Source organism: Streptomyces venezuelae, from assembly GCF_008642315.1.
GTDB classification, from domain to species: Bacteria; Actinomycetota; Actinomycetes; order Streptomycetales; family Streptomycetaceae; genus Streptomyces; species Streptomyces venezuelae_D.
Genome location: NZ_CP029192.1, coordinates 7,445,749 through 7,461,856 on the forward strand (window position 1 = coordinate 7,445,749; position 16,108 = coordinate 7,461,856).

Here is a 16,108-nt window from a genome sequence, read left to right on the forward strand (position 1 = left end):
TACGCCGAGAACGGTCGTTTCAACGTACAACGATCGCTGTCAGTCCGGCAGCGGCGTCAGCAGGATCCGGCCCACCAGACCCACCGCCCCGTCCAGCCGCTCCCCGAACTCCTCCGCCACGCACGGCAGTTCCCGCAGCGCCCACAGTGCCCGCCCCGACGCCCAGGCGCCGTCCCTGGCCCGCTCCAGGCTCCAGGAACCGGCGAGGTGTGTCAGCGGGTCGCCGACCTGGAGGAGGTCGGGGCCCGGCATCAGCTCCTCGCGGATGCGCTCCTCCAGGGAGACGAGCGAGTCGCCCACGCGGTCGAACTCGTCCTCCAGATCGGCCGGTTCGCACCCGAGTGCCCGGCAGCTGTCGACGACGGCCAGCGCGAGGTCGTGCCCGATGTGCGCGTTGATGCCGGCGAGCGCGAACTGCAGGGGGTGGATTCCGGGATGGCGGCGGTACTGGAACAGCGGGCGCCAGCAGGCGGGCGGGCGGCGCCCCTCGGCCGCCGCGTCGACGGCCGCGAGGTACCGATGGGCGAAGCGGACGGCCAGGGTGCTCGCGGCGTGGGTGTCGGGGAAGGCGCCCCGGCCGAGGCGCCGGGCGACTTCGTCGGTCACCGTGAGGTAGACGCGGTTGAAGACGGCGACCCCGTCGCGCGGCGGCCAGTCGGCGCCGAGCGCCCGCATCCGCGCCAGCACGCCGTCGACGTCGTCGGCCCCTCGGGCCCGGGTCCTGAACTCTGCGAAACGCTCCACCTGCGCCATGGGGGCAGGGTCCCAGCCCCGGCCCGCCCCGGACGCCAGCGCACCGGGCACTTCCCCGAAACGAGGGAACGCACGGCGTGCGGGGCGGGCGGGGAGTGGACGCGGCTCGGCGCGCCCACTCCCCGCGCATGGCTGTGCACACCCTCTCCCGTGTACGCCTACGGGTGGGCGCGTGAGTCGGCCGGCTCCGGAGCCGCGACCGAGGGCGGAACCTGCGCGGGACGCCGCTTGCCGAGCCCGAGCGCCGTACCCCCGATGACCAGCGCCGAAGCCACCAGCGCCGCGCTGAACCAGAGCGGCGCGCGGTAGCCGAGCCCGGCGGAGATCGCGAGGCCGCCGAGCCACGGGCCGAGCGCGGCGCCCACGTTGAACGCGGCCGTCGCGAACCCGCCCGCCAGGTGGGGCGCGTCGGCCGCGGCGTACAGCGCCCGCGCGATCAGCGTGGAGCCGACCCCGAACGACAGCGCGCCCTGGACGAGGACCAGGACGACCACCGCCGCCGGATGCGCCGCCGTCACCGCGAACAGGACCCACCCGGCGAGCAGCGCGAGCGAGCCGAACACGAGGACGGGCAGGGGCCTGACGTCGGCGAGGCGCCCGGCCGCGGCGACTCCGACGAAGGAGCCGACGCCGAACAGCGCGAGCATCGCGGGCACCCAGCCGGAGCCGAGACCGGCGACATGGGTGACGACGGGGGAGAGGTAGGTGAACGTGCAGAACGTCGCGCCGTTGACCAGCGCGCCGAGCAGCAGCGTCACCAGGAGCCGCGGACCGCGCAGCGCGCCCAGCTCCCCGAGCACACCCGCTTTCCCGGCCTCGGGCGTCCCCGCGGGAACGGCCCGCGCGATGGCGAGCACGGCGGGCAGTGAGAGCAGGGCCACCGCCCAGAACGCGGAGCGCCAGCCCCACGCCTCGCCGAGCAGCGCGCCCGCGGGCACGCCCGCGACACAGGCGACGGTCACGCCGCCGAGCAGGGCGGACGTGGCGCGTCCCTTCGCGTCGGGCTCGACCATGCTCGTGGCGGTGACCAGTGCGACGGCGAGGAAGCCGGCGTTGGCGAGCGCGCCGACGACACGGGTCACCAGGAGCACAGCGAAGCTCGTGGTGAGCGCGCCGACGACATGGACGAGCAGGAAGGTGACGAGGAAGACGAGGAGCGCGCCGCGGCGCGAGAAGCGGCGGCTCAGAATGGCCATGAGCGGCGCGCCGACGATCATTCCCACGGCGAACGCCGAGGTCAGATGGCCCGCGGCCGGAACGGTGACGGACAGGTCGCGCGCGATGTCGGGGATCAGTCCCGACAGCATGAACTCGGAGGTTCCTTGCGCGAAGACGGCAAGCCCGAGGAGGTACAGGGCAAAGGGCACAGCGGGACTCCGCAACCACGATGTGGATCGACAGGATCAGGGCACGGGGCGGTGATCCGGTGGCGGCGGCGGCCCGTGGGCCGGCACGTCAGCGCTGTGGCGCGAGAAGCCACCGGACAACCGGTGGCGTGAGTCTGTCGGACTCGGGAGTGGACATGGTGCGCACCCTAATCAGGCGTGACGCACCACGTCCAACGATTTGCGGACAGGCTGTCAGCCGCGCTCGCGGTCCTCTTCGTCGTAGGTGGACGTGCCCGAATCCAGGAGCGGTTCCTGGGACTTGAGGTGGGCGGGGGCGAAGGCGCGCAGCACGTGGTAGCCCGTGATGACGACGATCGTGCCGAGCGCGATGCCGCTCAGCTGGAAGTTGTCGGTGAACTTCAGGGAGACGCCGCCGACGCCGATGATGATGCCCGCCGCGGCGGGCACCAGGTTCAGCGGATTGCGCAGGTCGACCTTGGCGTTGATCCAGATCTGGGCGCCGAGCAGGCCGATCATGCCGTACAGGATGACGGTGATGCCGCCGAGCACGCCGCCGGGGATCGCGGCCACGACCGCGCCGAACTTGGGGCAGAGCCCGAAGAGCAGGGCGAAGCAGGCCGCCGCCCAGTACGCGGCCGTCGAGTAGACGCGGGTCGCCGCCATCACCCCGATGTTCTCGGAGTACGTGGTGTTGGGCGGGCCGCCGACCGCGGTGGAGAGCACGGACGCGGCGCCGTCGGCGGAGATCGCCGTGCCGAGCTTGTCGTCGAGGTTGTCGCCGGTCATCTCGCCGACGGCCTTGACGTGGCCGGCGTTCTCGGCGATCAGCGCGATGACGACGGGCAGCGCCACGAGGATCGCCGACCACTCGAAGCTCGGCGCGTGGAAGGACGGCAGGCCGATCCAGTCGGCGTGGCCGACGGCGGACAGGTCCAGGCGCCAGTGGTCGACGACCTTGCCCGAGGCGTCCGCCGAGTGGATCTTGCCGAAGACCTGGTCGAAGACCCAGGAGATGCCGTAGCCGAAGATCAGGCCCAGGAAGATCGCGACGCGCGACCAGAAGCCGCGCAGGCAGACCACGGCGAGGCCGGTGAACAGCATCACCAGGAGCGCCGTCCACTGGTCCTGCGGCCAGTACGTCGATGCCGTGACCGGTGCCAGGTTGAAGCCGATCAGCATGACGACTGCGCCCGTCACGATCGGCGGCATCGCGGCGTGGATGATCCGTGCCCCGAACTTCTGCACGGCGAGGCCCACCAGGAACAGCGCGGCGCCGACGACGAGGACCGCGCCGGTCACCGTCGCGCTGGAGCCGCCCTGCGCGCGGATGACCGCGGCGACGCCCACGAAGGAGAGGGAACAGCCCAGATAGCTGGGCACCCGGCCGCGCGTGGCGAGCAGGAAGATGATGGTGGCGACGCCCGACATCATGATCGCGAGGTTCGGGTCGAGACCCATGAGCACGGGGGCCACGAAGGACGCGCCGAACATGGCGACCACGTGCTGGGCGCCGAGCCCGAAGGTGCGCGGCCAGGAGAGCCGCTCGTCGGGACGGACGACGGCTCCGGGCGCGGGGGTGCGCCCGTCGCCGTGCAGCTTCCAGCGCACGCCGAGATCCATGGTGAGTTAGTCGCTTTCTGTGCGCCGAACCGGGCCCGGTCTGGTGGCCGGAAATGATCGACGCCATGTTAATGCGACGTAAGTGCGGGTTCTCGCGTGTGCGCGGTGTTCCGGTCGGGATCGGGTCGGACGACCTGGTGGGTCAGGACCTCGGTCCGTGGGCCGCCGTGTCCGCGGGCGCGCCCTGCGCCGCCTTGCGCCCGCCCGTGCGCAGGACGCCCGCGAAGACCGTGAGGCCGCAGGCGAGCAGCGTCACCAGGCCGAAGGAGGTCACGAGGCTCGTGGCCTCCGCGAGGGCGCCGATCGCGGAGGGGGCGATCAGGCTGGAGGTGTACGTGATGGTGGCGACGCCCGCGATGGCCTGACTGGGGTTGGGACCGCTGTGCCCGGCCGCGGCGAAGGCGAGCGGCACAACGACCGCGATGCCGAGGCCCATCAGCGCGAACCCGCCCATGGCCATCACGGGATGCGTGGCGAGGACGACGAGCAGGCCGCCGAGCGCCGCGAGGATGCCGCCGGCCCGCACCGTGCGCACCGCGCCGAACCGGTTGACCACCGCGTCGCCCACGAGCCGGGCGATGGCCATGGTGAGCGTGAAGCCGGTCGTGGAGGCGGCGGCGACACCGGCCGACGTGTCCAGGACGTCCCGCAGGTAGACCGCCGACCAGTCCAGGCTCGCGCCCTCCGCGAAGACCGCGCAGAAGCCGACGGCGCCGATGAGCAGCGCCGACTTGGGCGGCAGCGAGAACCGCGGCGGCGCCTCCTCCTCCGGCTCCGGCTGCAGGTCGAGGACGCCCTGGCAGGCGACGAGGCCGAGCGTCGTCAGCGCGGCGGCGGCGAGCACGTGGTGCAGGCGGGCGTCCGAGCCGAGGTGGGCGGCGACCGTGCCGGCCGCGGAGCCGATCAGGGCGCCGACGCTCCACATGCCGTGCAGCCCCGACATGATCGACTTCCGCATGCGGGTCTCGGTCTCGACGCCGAGCGCGTTCATCGCCACGTCGGACATGCCGGAGGTCGCGCCGTACACGAAGAGGGCCAGGCAGAGCGTGGGCAGGTTCGTTGCGAGGGACGGCAGGACCAGGGCGAGCGTCCACATGACGAGGAGGCCGCGCAGGGCGTTGCGGGCCCCGAAGCGGTGGCTGATGCGGCTCGCGAGCGGCATCGCGACGGACGCGCCGACCGCGGGGAAGGCGAGGGCGAGGCCGAGCATGCCCGCGCTGACGTCCGCGTGGTCCTGGATCCACGGCACCCGGGTCGCGAATGATCCGGCGACCGAACCGTGCACGCAGAACACGGCCGCGACGGCGAGCCGCGCCCGCTTCAACCGCTGTTCGTCGTAGACCACTTCACTCATCCGTTCCGCCCCTCCCGAGTGCTGTCTCGATCCGGCGACGTAAACTATCAGGAACCCTGCCTGATAAATAGAAGATTCCTGTGGGAGGATCCGGCCATGCCTGTGTCGCCTGCCTCACCGAGTACCGCCCGAGCCATCAACGACCGGCTCGCGCTGGGGCTCCTGCAGAGCGAAGGGCCGCTCACCGCGAACCAGTTGAAGCAGCTCACCGGCCTGTCGCGGCCCTCGGTCGCCGATCTCGTCGAGCGGCTCCAGGGCTCCGGGCTCATCACGGTCGTCGGCGAGGCGGGTGCCCGGCGGCGCGGCCCGAATGCGCGCCTGTACGGGATAGTCGCCGACCGCGCCCACCTCGCGGCGCTCGACGTGCGCACCGAGAGCGTCTCCGTCGTCGTCACCGATCTGCTCGGCGCGGTGCTCGCCGAGGCGTCCGCGCCCATCGGCGGCGGAACCGGCACCGGCACCGCCGTCGAACAGGCCGTCGCCCTCGTCGAGCGCACGGCCGCGGAGGGCGGAGTGCAGCGCCTGCACACCGTCGGCATCGGCGCCCCGGGACTCATCGACCCGGCCACCGGCGACCTGCACGACACGTCCTCGCTGCCCGCCTGGCACCGCCGCCTCGCCGGCGCCCTCCACGAGCGGCTCGGCGCGCGCGTCCTCGTGGAGAACGAGACCAACCTCGCGGCCCGCGCCGAACGCAGGGACGGCGCCGCGCACGACCGCGACACGTTCGTGCTGCTCTGGCTCGGCGACGGCGTCGGCGCGGCCGTCGTGCTCGACGGCGTGCTGCGCAGGGGCGCCTCGGGCGGCACCGGCGAGATCGGCTTCCTGCCGGTGCCCGGCACGAGCACGCTGCCGTCGGCGACCGGCTGCGAGGGCGGCTTCCACTCGCTGGCCTGCGCGGCGGCCCTGCGCGAACTCGGCGCGGAGCACGGCATCCTGGAGCCCGGCGGGTCCGCCGCCGACGTGGTGCGGCACGCCGTCGAGACCGGCGAGTACGCCTTCCTGGACGCCGTCGCCGACCGGGTGGCCGTCGGCGCCGCGGCGATGGCCGCGATCCTCGACCCCGGTTGTGTGGTCCTCGGCGGCGAGGTGGGCCGCGCGGGCGGCTCCGAGCTCGCCGCCCGCGTCACGGACCGCGTCGCGGCCATGTCGCCCCTGCGCACGGAAGTGCGGGCCGGCACGCTCGGCGGGGCCGCGGTGCTGCGCGGGGCGCTGCTCGCGGCCCGCGACGCGGCGCAGGACGAGCTGTTCGGACCGCGGACGGGTCACTGACCGCGGCGCCGCCTCACTGGCCTGCGGCCCCGGACCGCACCGCCAGGTACTCCTCGAACGTCCGCTTGCCCACGGCCCGGTCCGGCGTCAGAAGGCCGCCCGCCCGTGCCGCACGGTAGGTGCGGCCCGCGAGCCGCACCGGCAGCACCCGGCGCCGCTTGCCGCTCGCCCGCAGGTAGGCGCGGGCCAGTTCGGGGAAGGTGCGGACCTCGGGGCCTCCCATGTCCTCGACGCGCCCCGCCGGAGGCGCCGCCGCCAGCTCCGCGAGGCGGTCCGCGACCTCACCGACCTCGATCGGCTGGTCGCTGACCCCGCCGGGCAGCAGCATGACCGGAAGCTTCGCCGAGGCCTCCATGATCTGCAGGACCAGGTCGTGGAACTGGGTGGCCCGCAGCACGGTCCAGCCGAGCCCGGACTCCTCGATGAGCCGCTCCACCGCGAGCTTCGTCTTGTAGTAGCCCATCGGCACCCGGTCGATGCCGACGATCGAGATGTAGACCAGATGGGCGACGCCGGCCTTCTCGGCGGCCGCGATCAGATTGCGGGCGGCACGCTCGTCCCCGCCGCGCACACTGCTCGCGCAGTGCACGATCACGTCCACCCCGGTGACGGCCGCGTCCAGGCCCGTGCCCTCGCGCAGGTCGACGGCGTACGGCTGGGTGTGCCTGCTGAGCACCCGTACCTCGTGACCGTCCGCGCGCAGCCGCTCCGTCACCAGTCGGCCGAGGGTTCCCGTACCACCGGTCACCAGGATCGTGCTCATCACAGGGCTCCTTCGTCGTCATGCGGCGCCCCCGCCCCGCTCACGCCCGTAGGCTGCCAGATCCTACGGGCGTGAGCACTTCGGACGGTCAGCAGGCGCCGAGATCCTGCCAGACGCCCCATTCGCCGCCGGCACCGGGCTCATCGCCCTTCGTCCACCACTTGGCCTTCCAGGTGTGGGACTTGTGGGACACGGTGGTCCCGCCGCCGTATTCGGTGCCCGAACCCCACGCGGGCGCCGTGCACTTGCCGGGCGTCGGCGGGTCGGTCGGGTCCGGCGGGTCGGTCGGGTTCGTGCCGCCGCCCGGCTCGACGACCGTGGTGCCGCGCGCCAGGTCACCGGCGAGCGCGTACGTCGTGCCGCTGATGTTCACCGTCCAGTTCCAGGGGGTGGACACCGGCAGGTAGTAGTTGAAGGAGAGGTCCACGGAGGCGCCGGGCGCGAGCGACTGCCAGGCCGGCAGCTTCAGCGAGACCCGGTGGAAGTCGCCCTTCAGGCCGCCGACGTTGCTGCCCGTGTGGTCGCTGCTGATCACCTTCGTACCGAAGCCGGACTGGTCGGAGGCGTTGCCCGGGGCCGCGGTGGAGTAGTCGAACTGGAACTCGGTGCCGCCCGGCAACGCCGTCTTCGTGTTGTTGGTGATCTTCACCTTGGGCGTGATCGGGTAGTTGGAGTCGCCCAGCTTGAAGTCGCCGAACTCCACACCGATGTCGACGGCCTTGGTGGGCAGCTCCTTGTTGGAGACCTTCGCGCCGTACGGCTTCGCGTTCTTGAACTTGTCGTGCATCAGCGAGGTGAGCGTGTCGCCCATCTCGTACTGGCCCTTGGTGGCGTTCCAGCGGTAGTCGCCCGCCATCTCCCAGATCATCGTGCCGCCGATGCCCCGGTCGACCACGTAGTCGGCCTTCTTCGCCACCGACTCCTCGTCCTCCGTGGACAGGAAGACCTTCTTGTCGGCGTTCCACAGCCACGGCGCGACGAGCGTGGAGCTGTACTTGCGGGCGTAGGTGCCGGTCAGCTTGGTGTCGGCGGGGAAGCCGTACTTGGTGACGTAGTCGCCGACGATCCCCTTCTCCAGGTTCTTGGCGTGCCACATCGGGTTGGAGCCCGCCGGAGACTCCTTGCCGTTGTCGTCCTTGTCGTGCCAGAGGTTGTCGATGCCGACCGCGCCGTCACCGCACTTGGTCAGGCCGGACCCCGCCGGGCAGCTGGTCGCGGCCGCCTTGCCCCACAGTCCGTCGGTGCCGCCCTGCACGTTCTTGAAACCGCGGGTGTAGTACGGCAGGCCGATGTTGATGCGGCCTGCCGGCATCGAGCCGCGGAAGTAGTGGTAGGCCCAGTCGGTGTTGAGGTAGCCGATGCCGCCGTACTGGGAGCTGCCGTAGACGTTGGCGGCCGCGAGCTCGGCGTCCTTGCCGTCGTCGAAGAGCGAGGCGTTCGGGCCCACGTACTCGTTCCAGGCGCCGTGCAGGTCGTACGACATGATGTTGACGTAGTCCAGGTACTTCTGGACCTGGAAGGTCTCCATGCCGCGCAGCAGATAGCCGGAGGAGGGGGCCGCCACCGTCAGCATGTAGTGCTTGCCGTCGGCCGCACCCGCCTTGTCGAGCTTCTGGCGCAGGGACTTCATGAGCGCCGCGTAGCCCTTGACGAGGCCGCCGCGGCGGGCGTTGGAGAGCGAGTAGTCGAGCGGGTTGCCCGCGTCCTTCATCGTCGTCGGGTACTCGTAGTCGATGTCGACGCCGTTGAAGCCGTACTTCTTTATGAAGGAGACCGCCGAGTCGGCGAACGTGTCGATGCCCGCCTGGTTGACGGAGCCGTCCGCGTTGGTGGCCATCGAGTAGAAGCCGCCGGAGTTCACGCGCTTGCCGTCGTCACCGAAGTAGCCGCCGGTCTCGGCCCAGCCGCCCACCGAGATCAGCGTCTTGACGTCCGGGTGCTGCTTCTTGAACTTGGTGAGCTGGTTGAAGTGGCCCTTGTAGGGCAGCGCCGGGTCCATCTCGGCGCCCGCGACGCCCGGCCACGTCATGCCGGTGGCGGCGTTCTTCTCGCTGTCGGAGCCGACGGAGAGCTTGTTGTCCTTGTCGACGTGCGCGAAGGCGTAGTTGATGTGGGTGATCTTGTCCCACGGGATGTCCTTGGCGAGGTAGGCGGGCTCGCCGTTCTTGCCGGTGCGCCAGCCGGTGAAGTAGCCGATGGTGCGGCGCTTGTGGTCGGCGCCCATCTTCTCGCGGCCGTCGCTGTCGTAGACGGTGCAGTAGGGGACGTTCACCCCTGGCGTCTGGTAGAGGCCGTCGGGGCGACAGGACGCGTCGTCGGCGGCGGCGGCCGGGGCGGCGCCGCCGGAGACCAGACTGAGCAGCAGACCTGCGACGGCTGCGCCGGACGCGAGCAGCGTGGGTCTCGCGCGGTTGAGGGACGGCAAGGGGAGCCTCCTGGGCGGGTGCGGAACACGAGCGGGGCGGAACAGCACAACTGGCACAGATGTGGATCGTTCTGGGGCCCCGGGCGTGCACGCCGTCGGCTCCTGCTCCTCGGAGGTGTCGGTGAGATTAAGAGGACTAGACCAGTGCGTCAATAGGTCTGGACCAAGTTGGTTGAATGTGATGTTGAATGGTCATGCTGTGAGTCAGCCCACACACGTTCACCCATATGGCCCGCATCCGGTCATGGCACACTGGCCTCGTACCAGAAGCAGCGCACTCCGGGGTCGGTGTAATTCCGAACCGGCGGTTACAGTCCGCGACCCGGTCACCTCCAGTGACCGGTTGACCAGGTGAAATTCCTGGACCGACGGTGAAAGTCCGGATGGGAGGCAGTGCGCGGCGGGCGGGCATCCGTGCACGCCGTCGTTTTGGCTCGTTCCCGGCCTCGGCCCGGAACGGTCTCCGGGTTTCCGGGGACAGGTGTCATCCGGCGCAGGCGTTGCCGCAGGTGTTCTCGTCCGTACGTTCTGTCGTTCTCGACAGCGCCCCGGAGTCCGTGCCCGAAGAGGCAGGAGGACCCGGTGGCCACCGCCGCAGCCGAAGCAACCGCCATGAGGCGCGCCATCACGCTGGCCGCCCGCGGCCTCGGCTCCACCAGCCCCAACCCCGTCGTCGGCTGTGTCGTCCTCGACGCCGCGGGTGAGCCCGTCGGCGAGGGCTGGCACCAGCGCGCGGGCGGCCCCCACGCCGAGGTCCACGCCCTGCGCGCGGCCGGCGAGCGGGCCCGCGGCGGCACCGCCCTCGTCACCCTCGAACCCTGCAACCACACCGGCCGCACGGGACCGTGCGCCCAGGCCCTCGTCGACGCGGGCGTCACCCGCGTCGTCTACGCGGTGGCCGATCCCAACCCCGCGGCGACCGGCGGCGCGCAGACCCTGCGCGCGGCCGGGATCGAGGTCGAACAGGGCCTCCTGGAGGCCGAGGCCGCCGAGGGGAACGCCGCCTGGCTGACCTCGGTCCGGCTCGGCCGCCCGCACGTCACCTGGAAGTACGCCGCCACGCTCGACGGCCGCATCGCCGCCGCCGACGGCACCAGCCGCTGGATCACCTCCGCCGAGTCCCGCGCCGACGTGCACCGGCTGCGCGCCGAGTGCGACGCCGTCGTCGTCGGCTCCGGCACCCAGCGCGCCGACGATCCCCATCTGGCTGTGCGGGACATCGAGAACGTCGTGCAGCCGCTGCGCGTCGTCGTCGACACCCGCGGCACCGCCGTCACGCCGGGCGCCCGCGTCCTGGACGACGCGGCACCCACCCTGATCGCCGTCGCCGACGACGCCGCCCCCGCCCACGAGGGCGAGACCGTCCGACTCCCGCGCGCGGAAGGCGGGTTGGACATCCGGACCCTCCTCGACGCGCTCCACGCGCGCGGCGTGCGCTCCGTCCTCCTCGAAGGCGGCCCGACCCTCGCCGGGGCCTTCGTCGCCGCCGGCTGCGTCGACCGCGTCGTCGGCTACCTCGCCCCTGTCCTCCTCGGCGCGGGCCCCGCCGCCCTGGACGGCGGCGGAATCACCACCATCGCCCAAGCGTTGCGGCTCGACGTGAGCGAGACCGTCCGCATCGGCCCCGACCTGCGCATCACCGCGACCCTCGTAGCGAAGGAGCACTGAGTGTTCACCGGAATCGTCGAAGAGCTGGGCGAGATCACCGCCGTCGAGAACCTCCCCGACGCCTCCCGCTTCCGTCTGCGCGGCCCCGTCGTCACCGACGGTGCGAAGCACGGCGACTCCATCGCGGTCAACGGCGTCTGTCTGACGGTCGTGGAGCACGAGGGCGACGAATTCACCGCCGACGTCATGGCCGAGACCCTGAACCGCTCCAGCCTCGGCGCGCTCGCGGTCGGCTCCCGCGTCAACCTGGAGCGCCCCACCTCGGTCGGCGCCCGCCTCGGCGGACACATCGTGCAGGGACACGTCGACGGAACCGGCGAGATCGTCGAGCGCAAGCCGTCCGACAACTGGGAGATCGTCAAGATCTCGCTCCCCGACGGCCTCGCCCGCTATGTCGTCGAGAAGGGCTCCATCACCGTCGACGGCGTCAGCCTCACGGTGGTCGACGCGGGCCCCGACTACTTCACCATCAGCCTCATCCCCACGACCCTCGCGCTGACCACGCTCGGCATCAAGCAGCCCGGCGACCCGGTCAACCTCGAGGTCGACGTCATCGCCAAGTACGTCGAGCGCCTGCTCGGCGACCGCGCACACCAGCAGGGGGCCGCACAGTGAACTGGCTCAACTCCGAAGCCTTCACGGCCTTCGACCAGCACATCCTCTGGTCCGACATGATCGGCAACACCGTCGGCCTGATCGCCCTCGCGCTCGGCTGGCGGCGCTCGATCTGGACCTGGCCCGCCCAGTTCCTGTCCGGCGTCATCCTCGTCGCCGCGTACGCGTCCGCGCAGCTCTCCGGCGGCGTCGGCAAGCAGCTCCTCGTCATCGGCGTCGCGCTGTGGGGCTGGCGGCAGTGGACGCGCGGCAGGCAGCAGGCGCAGGACGGCTCCATCGCCATCCGGTTCGCCACCTGGAAGGAGCGGGGCGTCCTCGTCGCGGGCACCGCGGTCGGCACCCTCGCCGTCGGCGCCCTGTTCAGCGCCGTCCCGGACCTGTCCTGGAACCCCTGGCCCGACGCGTACATCTTCGTCGGCACCCTCGCCGCGATGGTCGCCCAGGCCCGCGGGCTCGTCGAGTTCTGGTTCGCCTGGCTGCTCGTCGACGTGGTCGGCGTGCCGCTCGCCTTCAGCAGCGGCCTCGCCTTCTCCGGACTCGTGTACGTCGTCTACCTCGCCCTCGTCCTCTGGGGCATGCGCGACTGGTGGCTGCGCTCCCGCACCGCCGCCTCGCAGCCCGTCATGGAAGGAGCCCCGGCATGACTGTGGCACCCGTCTGGCACGGCACCGCCAGCGAAGAAGACACCCTCGACCTCTCCCTCGACCCCGTCGAGCAGGCCGTCCGCGACATCGCAGCGGGCCGCCCCGTCGTGGTCGTCGACGACGAGGACCGCGAGAACGAGGGCGACCTCGTCGTCGCCGCCGAGAAGGCGACCCCCGAGATCGTCGCGTTCATGATGAGCGAGTGCCGCGGCCTGATCTGCGCACCCATGGAGTCCGAGGAGCTCGACCGGCTCCGCCTCCCGCAGATGGTCGAGCACAACACCGAGTCGATGAGCACCGCCTTCACCGTCTCCGTCGACGCGTCCGGCGCGCACGGCGTGAGCACCGGCATCTCCGCCGACGACCGCGCCACCACGCTCCGGCTCCTCGCGGGCGGCGCCGCGAGCGCCGACGACTTCGTGCGCCCCGGGCACATCTTCCCGCTGCGCGCCAAGCCCGGCGGTGTGCTCTCCCGCAACGGCCACACCGAGGCCGCCGTCGACCTCGCCCGGCTCGCCGGACTGCGCCCCGCCGGGGCCATCGTGGAGATCGCCGGCGAGGACGGGAAGATGCTCCGCCTGCCCGAGCTGATCCCCTTCGCCCGCAAGCACGGCCTGACGATCATCTCCATCGAGGACCTCATCGCCTACCGCCGCTCCGAGGAGCCCACCGTCCGCAGGGAGGCCGAGGTCAGCCTGCCCACCGCCTTCGGCGAGTTCACGGCGCACGGCTACCGCTCCACCGTCGACGGCGTCGAGCACGTCGCCCTCGTCCACGGCGACCTCGGCGACGGCGAGGACGTCCTGGTCCGCCTCCACTCCGAGTGCCTCACCGGCGACGTCTTCCACTCGCTGCGCTGCGACTGCGGCCCGCAGCTGGAGGCGTCCATGCAGCGCATCACCGACGCGGGCCGCGGCGTCGTCGTCTATCTGCGCGGCCACGAGGGCCGCGGCATCGGCCTGCTCTCCAAGCTGCGCGCGTACGCCCTCCAGGAGCAGGGCAGCGACACCCTCGACGCCAACCTGGAGCTCGGCCTGCCCGCCGACGCCCGTGACTACGGCGCGGGCGCGCAGATCCTGCGCGACCTCGGCGTCCGCGGCGTCCGGCTGATGACCAACAACCCTGACAAGACCGACGCGGTCCAGCGGCACGGCCTGAAGGTCACCGGACGCGAGCCCATGCCCGTCGAGGCCGGCGAACACAATCTTCGGTACCTGCGCACCAAGCGGGACCGGATGGGGCACGACCTGCCCTGGCTGGACGCCACCGACGTGTCCGCCTGCGGCAACCAGTAATTCAAGAACACCTTGAGGAGAAGCACGTGAGCGGCAAGGGTGCACCCGAACTGAGTGTGAAGAACTGCGGCGACCTGCGGGTGGCGGTCATCGCGGCGCAGTGGCACGACAAGGTCATGGACGGCCTCGTCGACGGCGCCCTGCGCGCCCTGAACGAGCTCGGCATCAGCGAGCCGACCGTGCTGCGCGTCCCCGGCAGCTTCGAGCTGCCCGTCGTGGCCAAGGTCCTCGCCGGACGCGGATACGACGCGATCGTCGCGCTCGGCGTCGTCATCCGCGGCGGCACCCCGCACTTCGAGTACGTGTGCCAGGGCGTCACCCAGGGCCTCGTCCAGGTCTCCGTCGACACCGGCGTCCCGATCGGTTTCGGCGTGCTGACCTGCGACACCGAGGAGCAGGCGCTGGACCGCGCGGGCATCGAGGGCTCCAGCGAGGACAAGGGCCACGAAGCGGTCACCGCGGCCGTCGCCACCGCGACCACGCTCCGTACCGTCTCCGAACCCTGGCGCTGAGGGGGACCGCCCGGCCGCGTAGAGTGGCGACCATCATGTCCAAGAAGACTTTCGAGGAGCTCTTCGCCGAGCTCCAGCACAAGGCCGCCAACGGCGACCCCGCGACCTCCCGCACTGCCGAGCTGGTCGACAAGGGCGTCCATGCCATCGGCAAGAAGGTCGTCGAAGAGGCCGCCGAGGTGTGGATGGCCGCCGAGCACGAGGGCAAGGAAGCCGCCGCCGAGGAGATCTCCCAGCTCCTGTACCACGTACAGGTGATGATGGTCGCCCGCGGCATCTCCCTCGACGACGTCTACGCCCACCTCTGAGCCGTACGCTCAACTCATCCCCGTAACCCACCAGTTAAGGAAGCTGACCTCATGCTGCGCATCGCCGTCCCCAACAAGGGTTCACTGTCCGGACCTGCGTCGGCGATGCTCCATGAGGCCGGCTACCAGCAGCGCAAGGAGTCGAAGGAGCTCGTCCTCGTCGACCCCGACAACGAGGTCGAGTTCTTCTACCTGCGGCCCAAGGACATCGCGATCTACGTCGCGACCGGCAGGCTCGACATCGGCATCACGGGCGAGGACCTGCTGATCGACTCCGGAGCCGACGCCGAGGCGATCCTGCCGCTCGGCTTCGCCCGTTCCACCTTCCGCTTCGCCGCGAAGCCCGGCACGGCGAGCGACATCAAGGACCTCGCGGGCAAGACCGTCGCGACCTCCTACGAGGGCATCGTCGCCAAGCACCTCGCGGAGCAGGGCGTCGACGCCTCCGTCGTGCACCTGGACGGCGCCGTCGAGACCGCCATCGAGCTGGGCGTCGCCCAGGTCATCGCGGACGTCGTCGAGACCGGCACCTCCCTGCGCAACGCCGGCCTCGAGGTCTTCGGCGACCCGATCATGAAGTCCGAGGCCGTCGTGATCCGGCGCACCGGCGCCGACACCGACAACCCGAAGGTGCAGCAGTTCCTGCGCCGCCTCCAAGGCGTCCTCGTCGCCAGGTCGTACGTGATGATGGACTACGACTGCCGCGCCGAGCACCTGGAGCAGGCCGTCGCCCTCACCCCGGGTCTCGAGTCGCCGACGATCTCCCCGCTGCACAACGAGGGCTGGGTCGCCGTCCGCTCGATGGTCCCCGCCAAGGAGGCCCAGCGGATCATGGACGACCTGTACGCCATCGGCGCGCGGGCCATCCTGACCACGGCCATCCACGCCTGCCGCCTCTGACCGGCCCCGACCCGGCAGGAGCACCCGCCGCATGTCCGACACCCCCGACAGCCCCGCAGCCCCCGACCTGCCCGTCACCTTCCGGCCGACGCGCACCCGGGCCGTCCTGCTCACCGCGGGCGTCGCGATCTTCGTGGTCATCACGGCGATCGCGTTCCTGCTGCCCACGCTCAGCCCGGGGGAGCGGACCAGCTTCGTCTTCACCGGCTCGCTGCTGTGCGGCGTGCTCGTGCTGCTCAGCAGGCCCAAGGTCGTCGCCGACGAGTCCGGCGTCACCGTCGTCAACATCGCGACCAGGCGCCGCCTCGCCTGGGCCGAGATCGTGCAGGTCAACCTCCGCCCCGGCGACCCCTGGGTGTTCCTGAACCTCAGCGACGGCACCAGCCTGCCCGCATTGGGCATCCAGCCGGGCATCGCCAAGCAGCAGGCCATCGGCGACGCCCGCGCCCTGCGTGCCCTCGCGGACGCCCGCGCCACTGGACGTCCCGCGCCCGGTCTTGATTAATCTGGTGGCGGGGCGCACATGGAGTGTCGCCCCGCCCCTGACGGGCCCGCCCGGCTCCCAGGGGCTCCTGCTACCCGAGGAGTGACTCCCTCCGGCGATGGACGGATCGTCCTGTAGTACCTGCG

General features: G+C 71.5%; 15 protein-coding genes and 1 riboswitch. Of the genes, 9 read left to right on the plus strand and 6 right to left on the minus strand.

Going from position 1 to position 16,108, the window contains the following annotated elements:
• Positions 1 to 39: 39 nt before the first annotated feature.
• The 4 genes from DEJ48_RS32935 to DEJ48_RS32950 form a co-directional block, all read right to left on the minus strand.
• Complete coding sequence (locus DEJ48_RS32935) at positions 40 to 753, minus strand: DUF5995 family protein (protein ID WP_150219793.1); 714 nt, start codon at positions 751 to 753, stop codon at positions 40 to 42.
• A 158-nt stretch (positions 754 to 911) separates the two neighbouring features.
• Positions 912 to 2,120: a Cmx/CmrA family chloramphenicol efflux MFS transporter gene (locus DEJ48_RS32940; protein WP_150219794.1), complete on the minus strand. Its 1,209-nt coding sequence runs from the start codon at positions 2,118 to 2,120 to the stop codon at positions 912 to 914.
• A 213-nt stretch (positions 2,121 to 2,333) separates the two neighbouring features.
• On the minus strand, positions 2,334 to 3,722 hold the full coding sequence (locus DEJ48_RS32945; RefSeq protein WP_150219795.1) for a uracil-xanthine permease family protein: 1,389 nt from the start codon (positions 3,720 to 3,722) through the stop codon (positions 2,334 to 2,336).
• A gap of 142 nt (positions 3,723 to 3,864) precedes the next feature.
• The gene (locus DEJ48_RS32950) at positions 3,865 to 5,076 is read right to left on the minus strand and encodes an MFS transporter (protein ID WP_150219796.1); all 1,212 of its coding nucleotides are present in this window, start codon (positions 5,074 to 5,076) and stop codon (positions 3,865 to 3,867) included.
• 96 nt (positions 5,077 to 5,172) lie between these two features.
• Here DEJ48_RS32950 and DEJ48_RS32955 point away from each other — a divergent pair, with 96 nt between their 5' ends.
• Positions 5,173 to 6,348 carry an ROK family transcriptional regulator gene (locus DEJ48_RS32955; protein WP_150219797.1) on the plus strand — a complete coding sequence of 392 codons (1,176 nt, stop codon included), beginning with the start codon at positions 5,173 to 5,175 and terminating at the stop codon, positions 6,346 to 6,348.
• Positions 6,349 to 6,361: 13 nt separating this feature from the next.
• Here the strand turns inward: DEJ48_RS32955 and DEJ48_RS32960 are convergent, their stop codons facing one another.
• Both DEJ48_RS32960 and DEJ48_RS32965 read right to left on the minus strand, forming a co-directional pair.
• Entirely contained in the window at positions 6,362 to 7,111 is a 750-nt protein-coding gene (locus tag DEJ48_RS32960) for an SDR family oxidoreductase (protein WP_150219798.1), read from the minus strand.
• 88 nt (positions 7,112 to 7,199) lie between these two features.
• Entirely contained in the window at positions 7,200 to 9,536 is a 2,337-nt protein-coding gene (locus DEJ48_RS32965; protein WP_190537740.1) for a chitinase C-terminal domain-containing protein, read from the minus strand.
• A 270-nt stretch (positions 9,537 to 9,806) separates the two neighbouring features.
• Positions 9,807 to 9,937, plus strand: a riboswitch (FMN riboswitch).
• 211 nt (positions 9,938 to 10,148) lie between these two features.
• On the opposite strand from DEJ48_RS32965, the gene ribD reads away from it, so the two are divergent.
• The 8 genes from ribD to DEJ48_RS33005 are packed head-to-tail and all read left to right on the plus strand — an operon-like array spanning position 10,149 to position 15,983.
• Positions 10,149 to 11,204 (plus strand): bifunctional diaminohydroxyphosphoribosylaminopyrimidine deaminase/5-amino-6-(5-phosphoribosylamino)uracil reductase RibD, encoded by a 1,056-nt coding sequence (gene ribD / locus DEJ48_RS32970; protein WP_150221537.1) that lies wholly within the window; start codon positions 10,149 to 10,151, stop codon positions 11,202 to 11,204.
• Positions 11,205 to 11,819 (plus strand): riboflavin synthase, encoded by a 615-nt coding sequence (locus tag DEJ48_RS32975; protein WP_150219799.1) that lies wholly within the window; start codon positions 11,205 to 11,207, stop codon positions 11,817 to 11,819.
• Positions 11,820 to 11,875: 56 nt separating this feature from the next.
• Positions 11,876 to 12,463 carry a nicotinamide riboside transporter PnuC gene (locus tag DEJ48_RS32980; RefSeq protein WP_150221538.1) on the plus strand — a complete coding sequence of 196 codons (588 nt, stop codon included), beginning with the start codon at positions 11,876 to 11,878 and terminating at the stop codon, positions 12,461 to 12,463.
• Complete coding sequence (locus DEJ48_RS32985) at positions 12,460 to 13,758, plus strand: bifunctional 3,4-dihydroxy-2-butanone-4-phosphate synthase/GTP cyclohydrolase II (RefSeq protein WP_150219800.1); 1,299 nt, start codon at positions 12,460 to 12,462, stop codon at positions 13,756 to 13,758. The genes DEJ48_RS32980 and DEJ48_RS32985 overlap by 4 nt, the downstream gene beginning before the upstream one ends.
• Positions 13,759 to 13,784: 26 nt before the next feature.
• Entirely contained in the window at positions 13,785 to 14,270 is a 486-nt protein-coding gene (gene ribH, locus DEJ48_RS32990; protein WP_150219801.1) for a 6,7-dimethyl-8-ribityllumazine synthase, read from the plus strand.
• A gap of 35 nt (positions 14,271 to 14,305) precedes the next feature.
• Positions 14,306 to 14,578, plus strand: a complete 273-nt coding sequence (locus tag DEJ48_RS32995) for a phosphoribosyl-ATP diphosphatase (protein ID WP_135330016.1) — start codon at positions 14,306 to 14,308, stop codon at positions 14,576 to 14,578.
• Positions 14,579 to 14,629: 51 nt separating this feature from the next.
• Positions 14,630 to 15,478, plus strand: coding sequence for an ATP phosphoribosyltransferase (gene hisG, locus DEJ48_RS33000; RefSeq protein WP_150219802.1), 849 nt, complete (start codon positions 14,630 to 14,632; stop codon positions 15,476 to 15,478).
• A gap of 31 nt (positions 15,479 to 15,509) precedes the next feature.
• On the plus strand, positions 15,510 to 15,983 hold the full coding sequence (locus DEJ48_RS33005; protein ID WP_150219803.1) for a PH domain-containing protein: 474 nt from the start codon (positions 15,510 to 15,512) through the stop codon (positions 15,981 to 15,983).
• The last annotated feature ends 125 nt before the right edge of the window (positions 15,984 to 16,108 follow it).

What these genes read in the sequence shown, in the direction of transcription:
- DEJ48_RS32960 (WP_150219798.1), bottom strand. Translation starts at nt 7,111, where the DNA reads ATGAGCACGATCCTGGTGACCGGTGGTACGGGAACCCTCGGCCGACTG.
- ribD (WP_150221537.1), top strand. Translation starts at nt 10,149, where the DNA reads ATGAGGCGCGCCATCACGCTGGCCGCCCGCGGCCTCGGCTCCACCAGC.
- DEJ48_RS32955 (WP_150219797.1), top strand. Translation starts at nt 5,173, where the DNA reads ATGCCTGTGTCGCCTGCCTCACCGAGTACCGCCCGAGCCATCAACGAC.
- DEJ48_RS32995 (WP_135330016.1), top strand. Translation starts at nt 14,306, where the DNA reads ATGTCCAAGAAGACTTTCGAGGAGCTCTTCGCCGAGCTCCAGCACAAG.
- hisG (WP_150219802.1), top strand. Translation starts at nt 14,630, where the DNA reads ATGCTGCGCATCGCCGTCCCCAACAAGGGTTCACTGTCCGGACCTGCG.
- DEJ48_RS32935 (WP_150219793.1), bottom strand. Translation starts at nt 753, where the DNA reads ATGGCGCAGGTGGAGCGTTTCGCAGAGTTCAGGACCCGGGCCCGAGGG.
- DEJ48_RS32950 (WP_150219796.1), bottom strand. Translation starts at nt 5,076, where the DNA reads ATGAGTGAAGTGGTCTACGACGAACAGCGGTTGAAGCGGGCGCGGCTC.
- DEJ48_RS32980 (WP_150221538.1), top strand. Translation starts at nt 11,876, where the DNA reads ATGATCGGCAACACCGTCGGCCTGATCGCCCTCGCGCTCGGCTGGCGG.
- DEJ48_RS33005 (WP_150219803.1), top strand. Translation starts at nt 15,510, where the DNA reads ATGTCCGACACCCCCGACAGCCCCGCAGCCCCCGACCTGCCCGTCACC.
- DEJ48_RS32985 (WP_150219800.1), top strand. Translation starts at nt 12,460, where the DNA reads ATGACTGTGGCACCCGTCTGGCACGGCACCGCCAGCGAAGAAGACACC.
- DEJ48_RS32945 (WP_150219795.1), bottom strand. Translation starts at nt 3,722, where the DNA reads ATGGATCTCGGCGTGCGCTGGAAGCTGCACGGCGACGGGCGCACCCCC.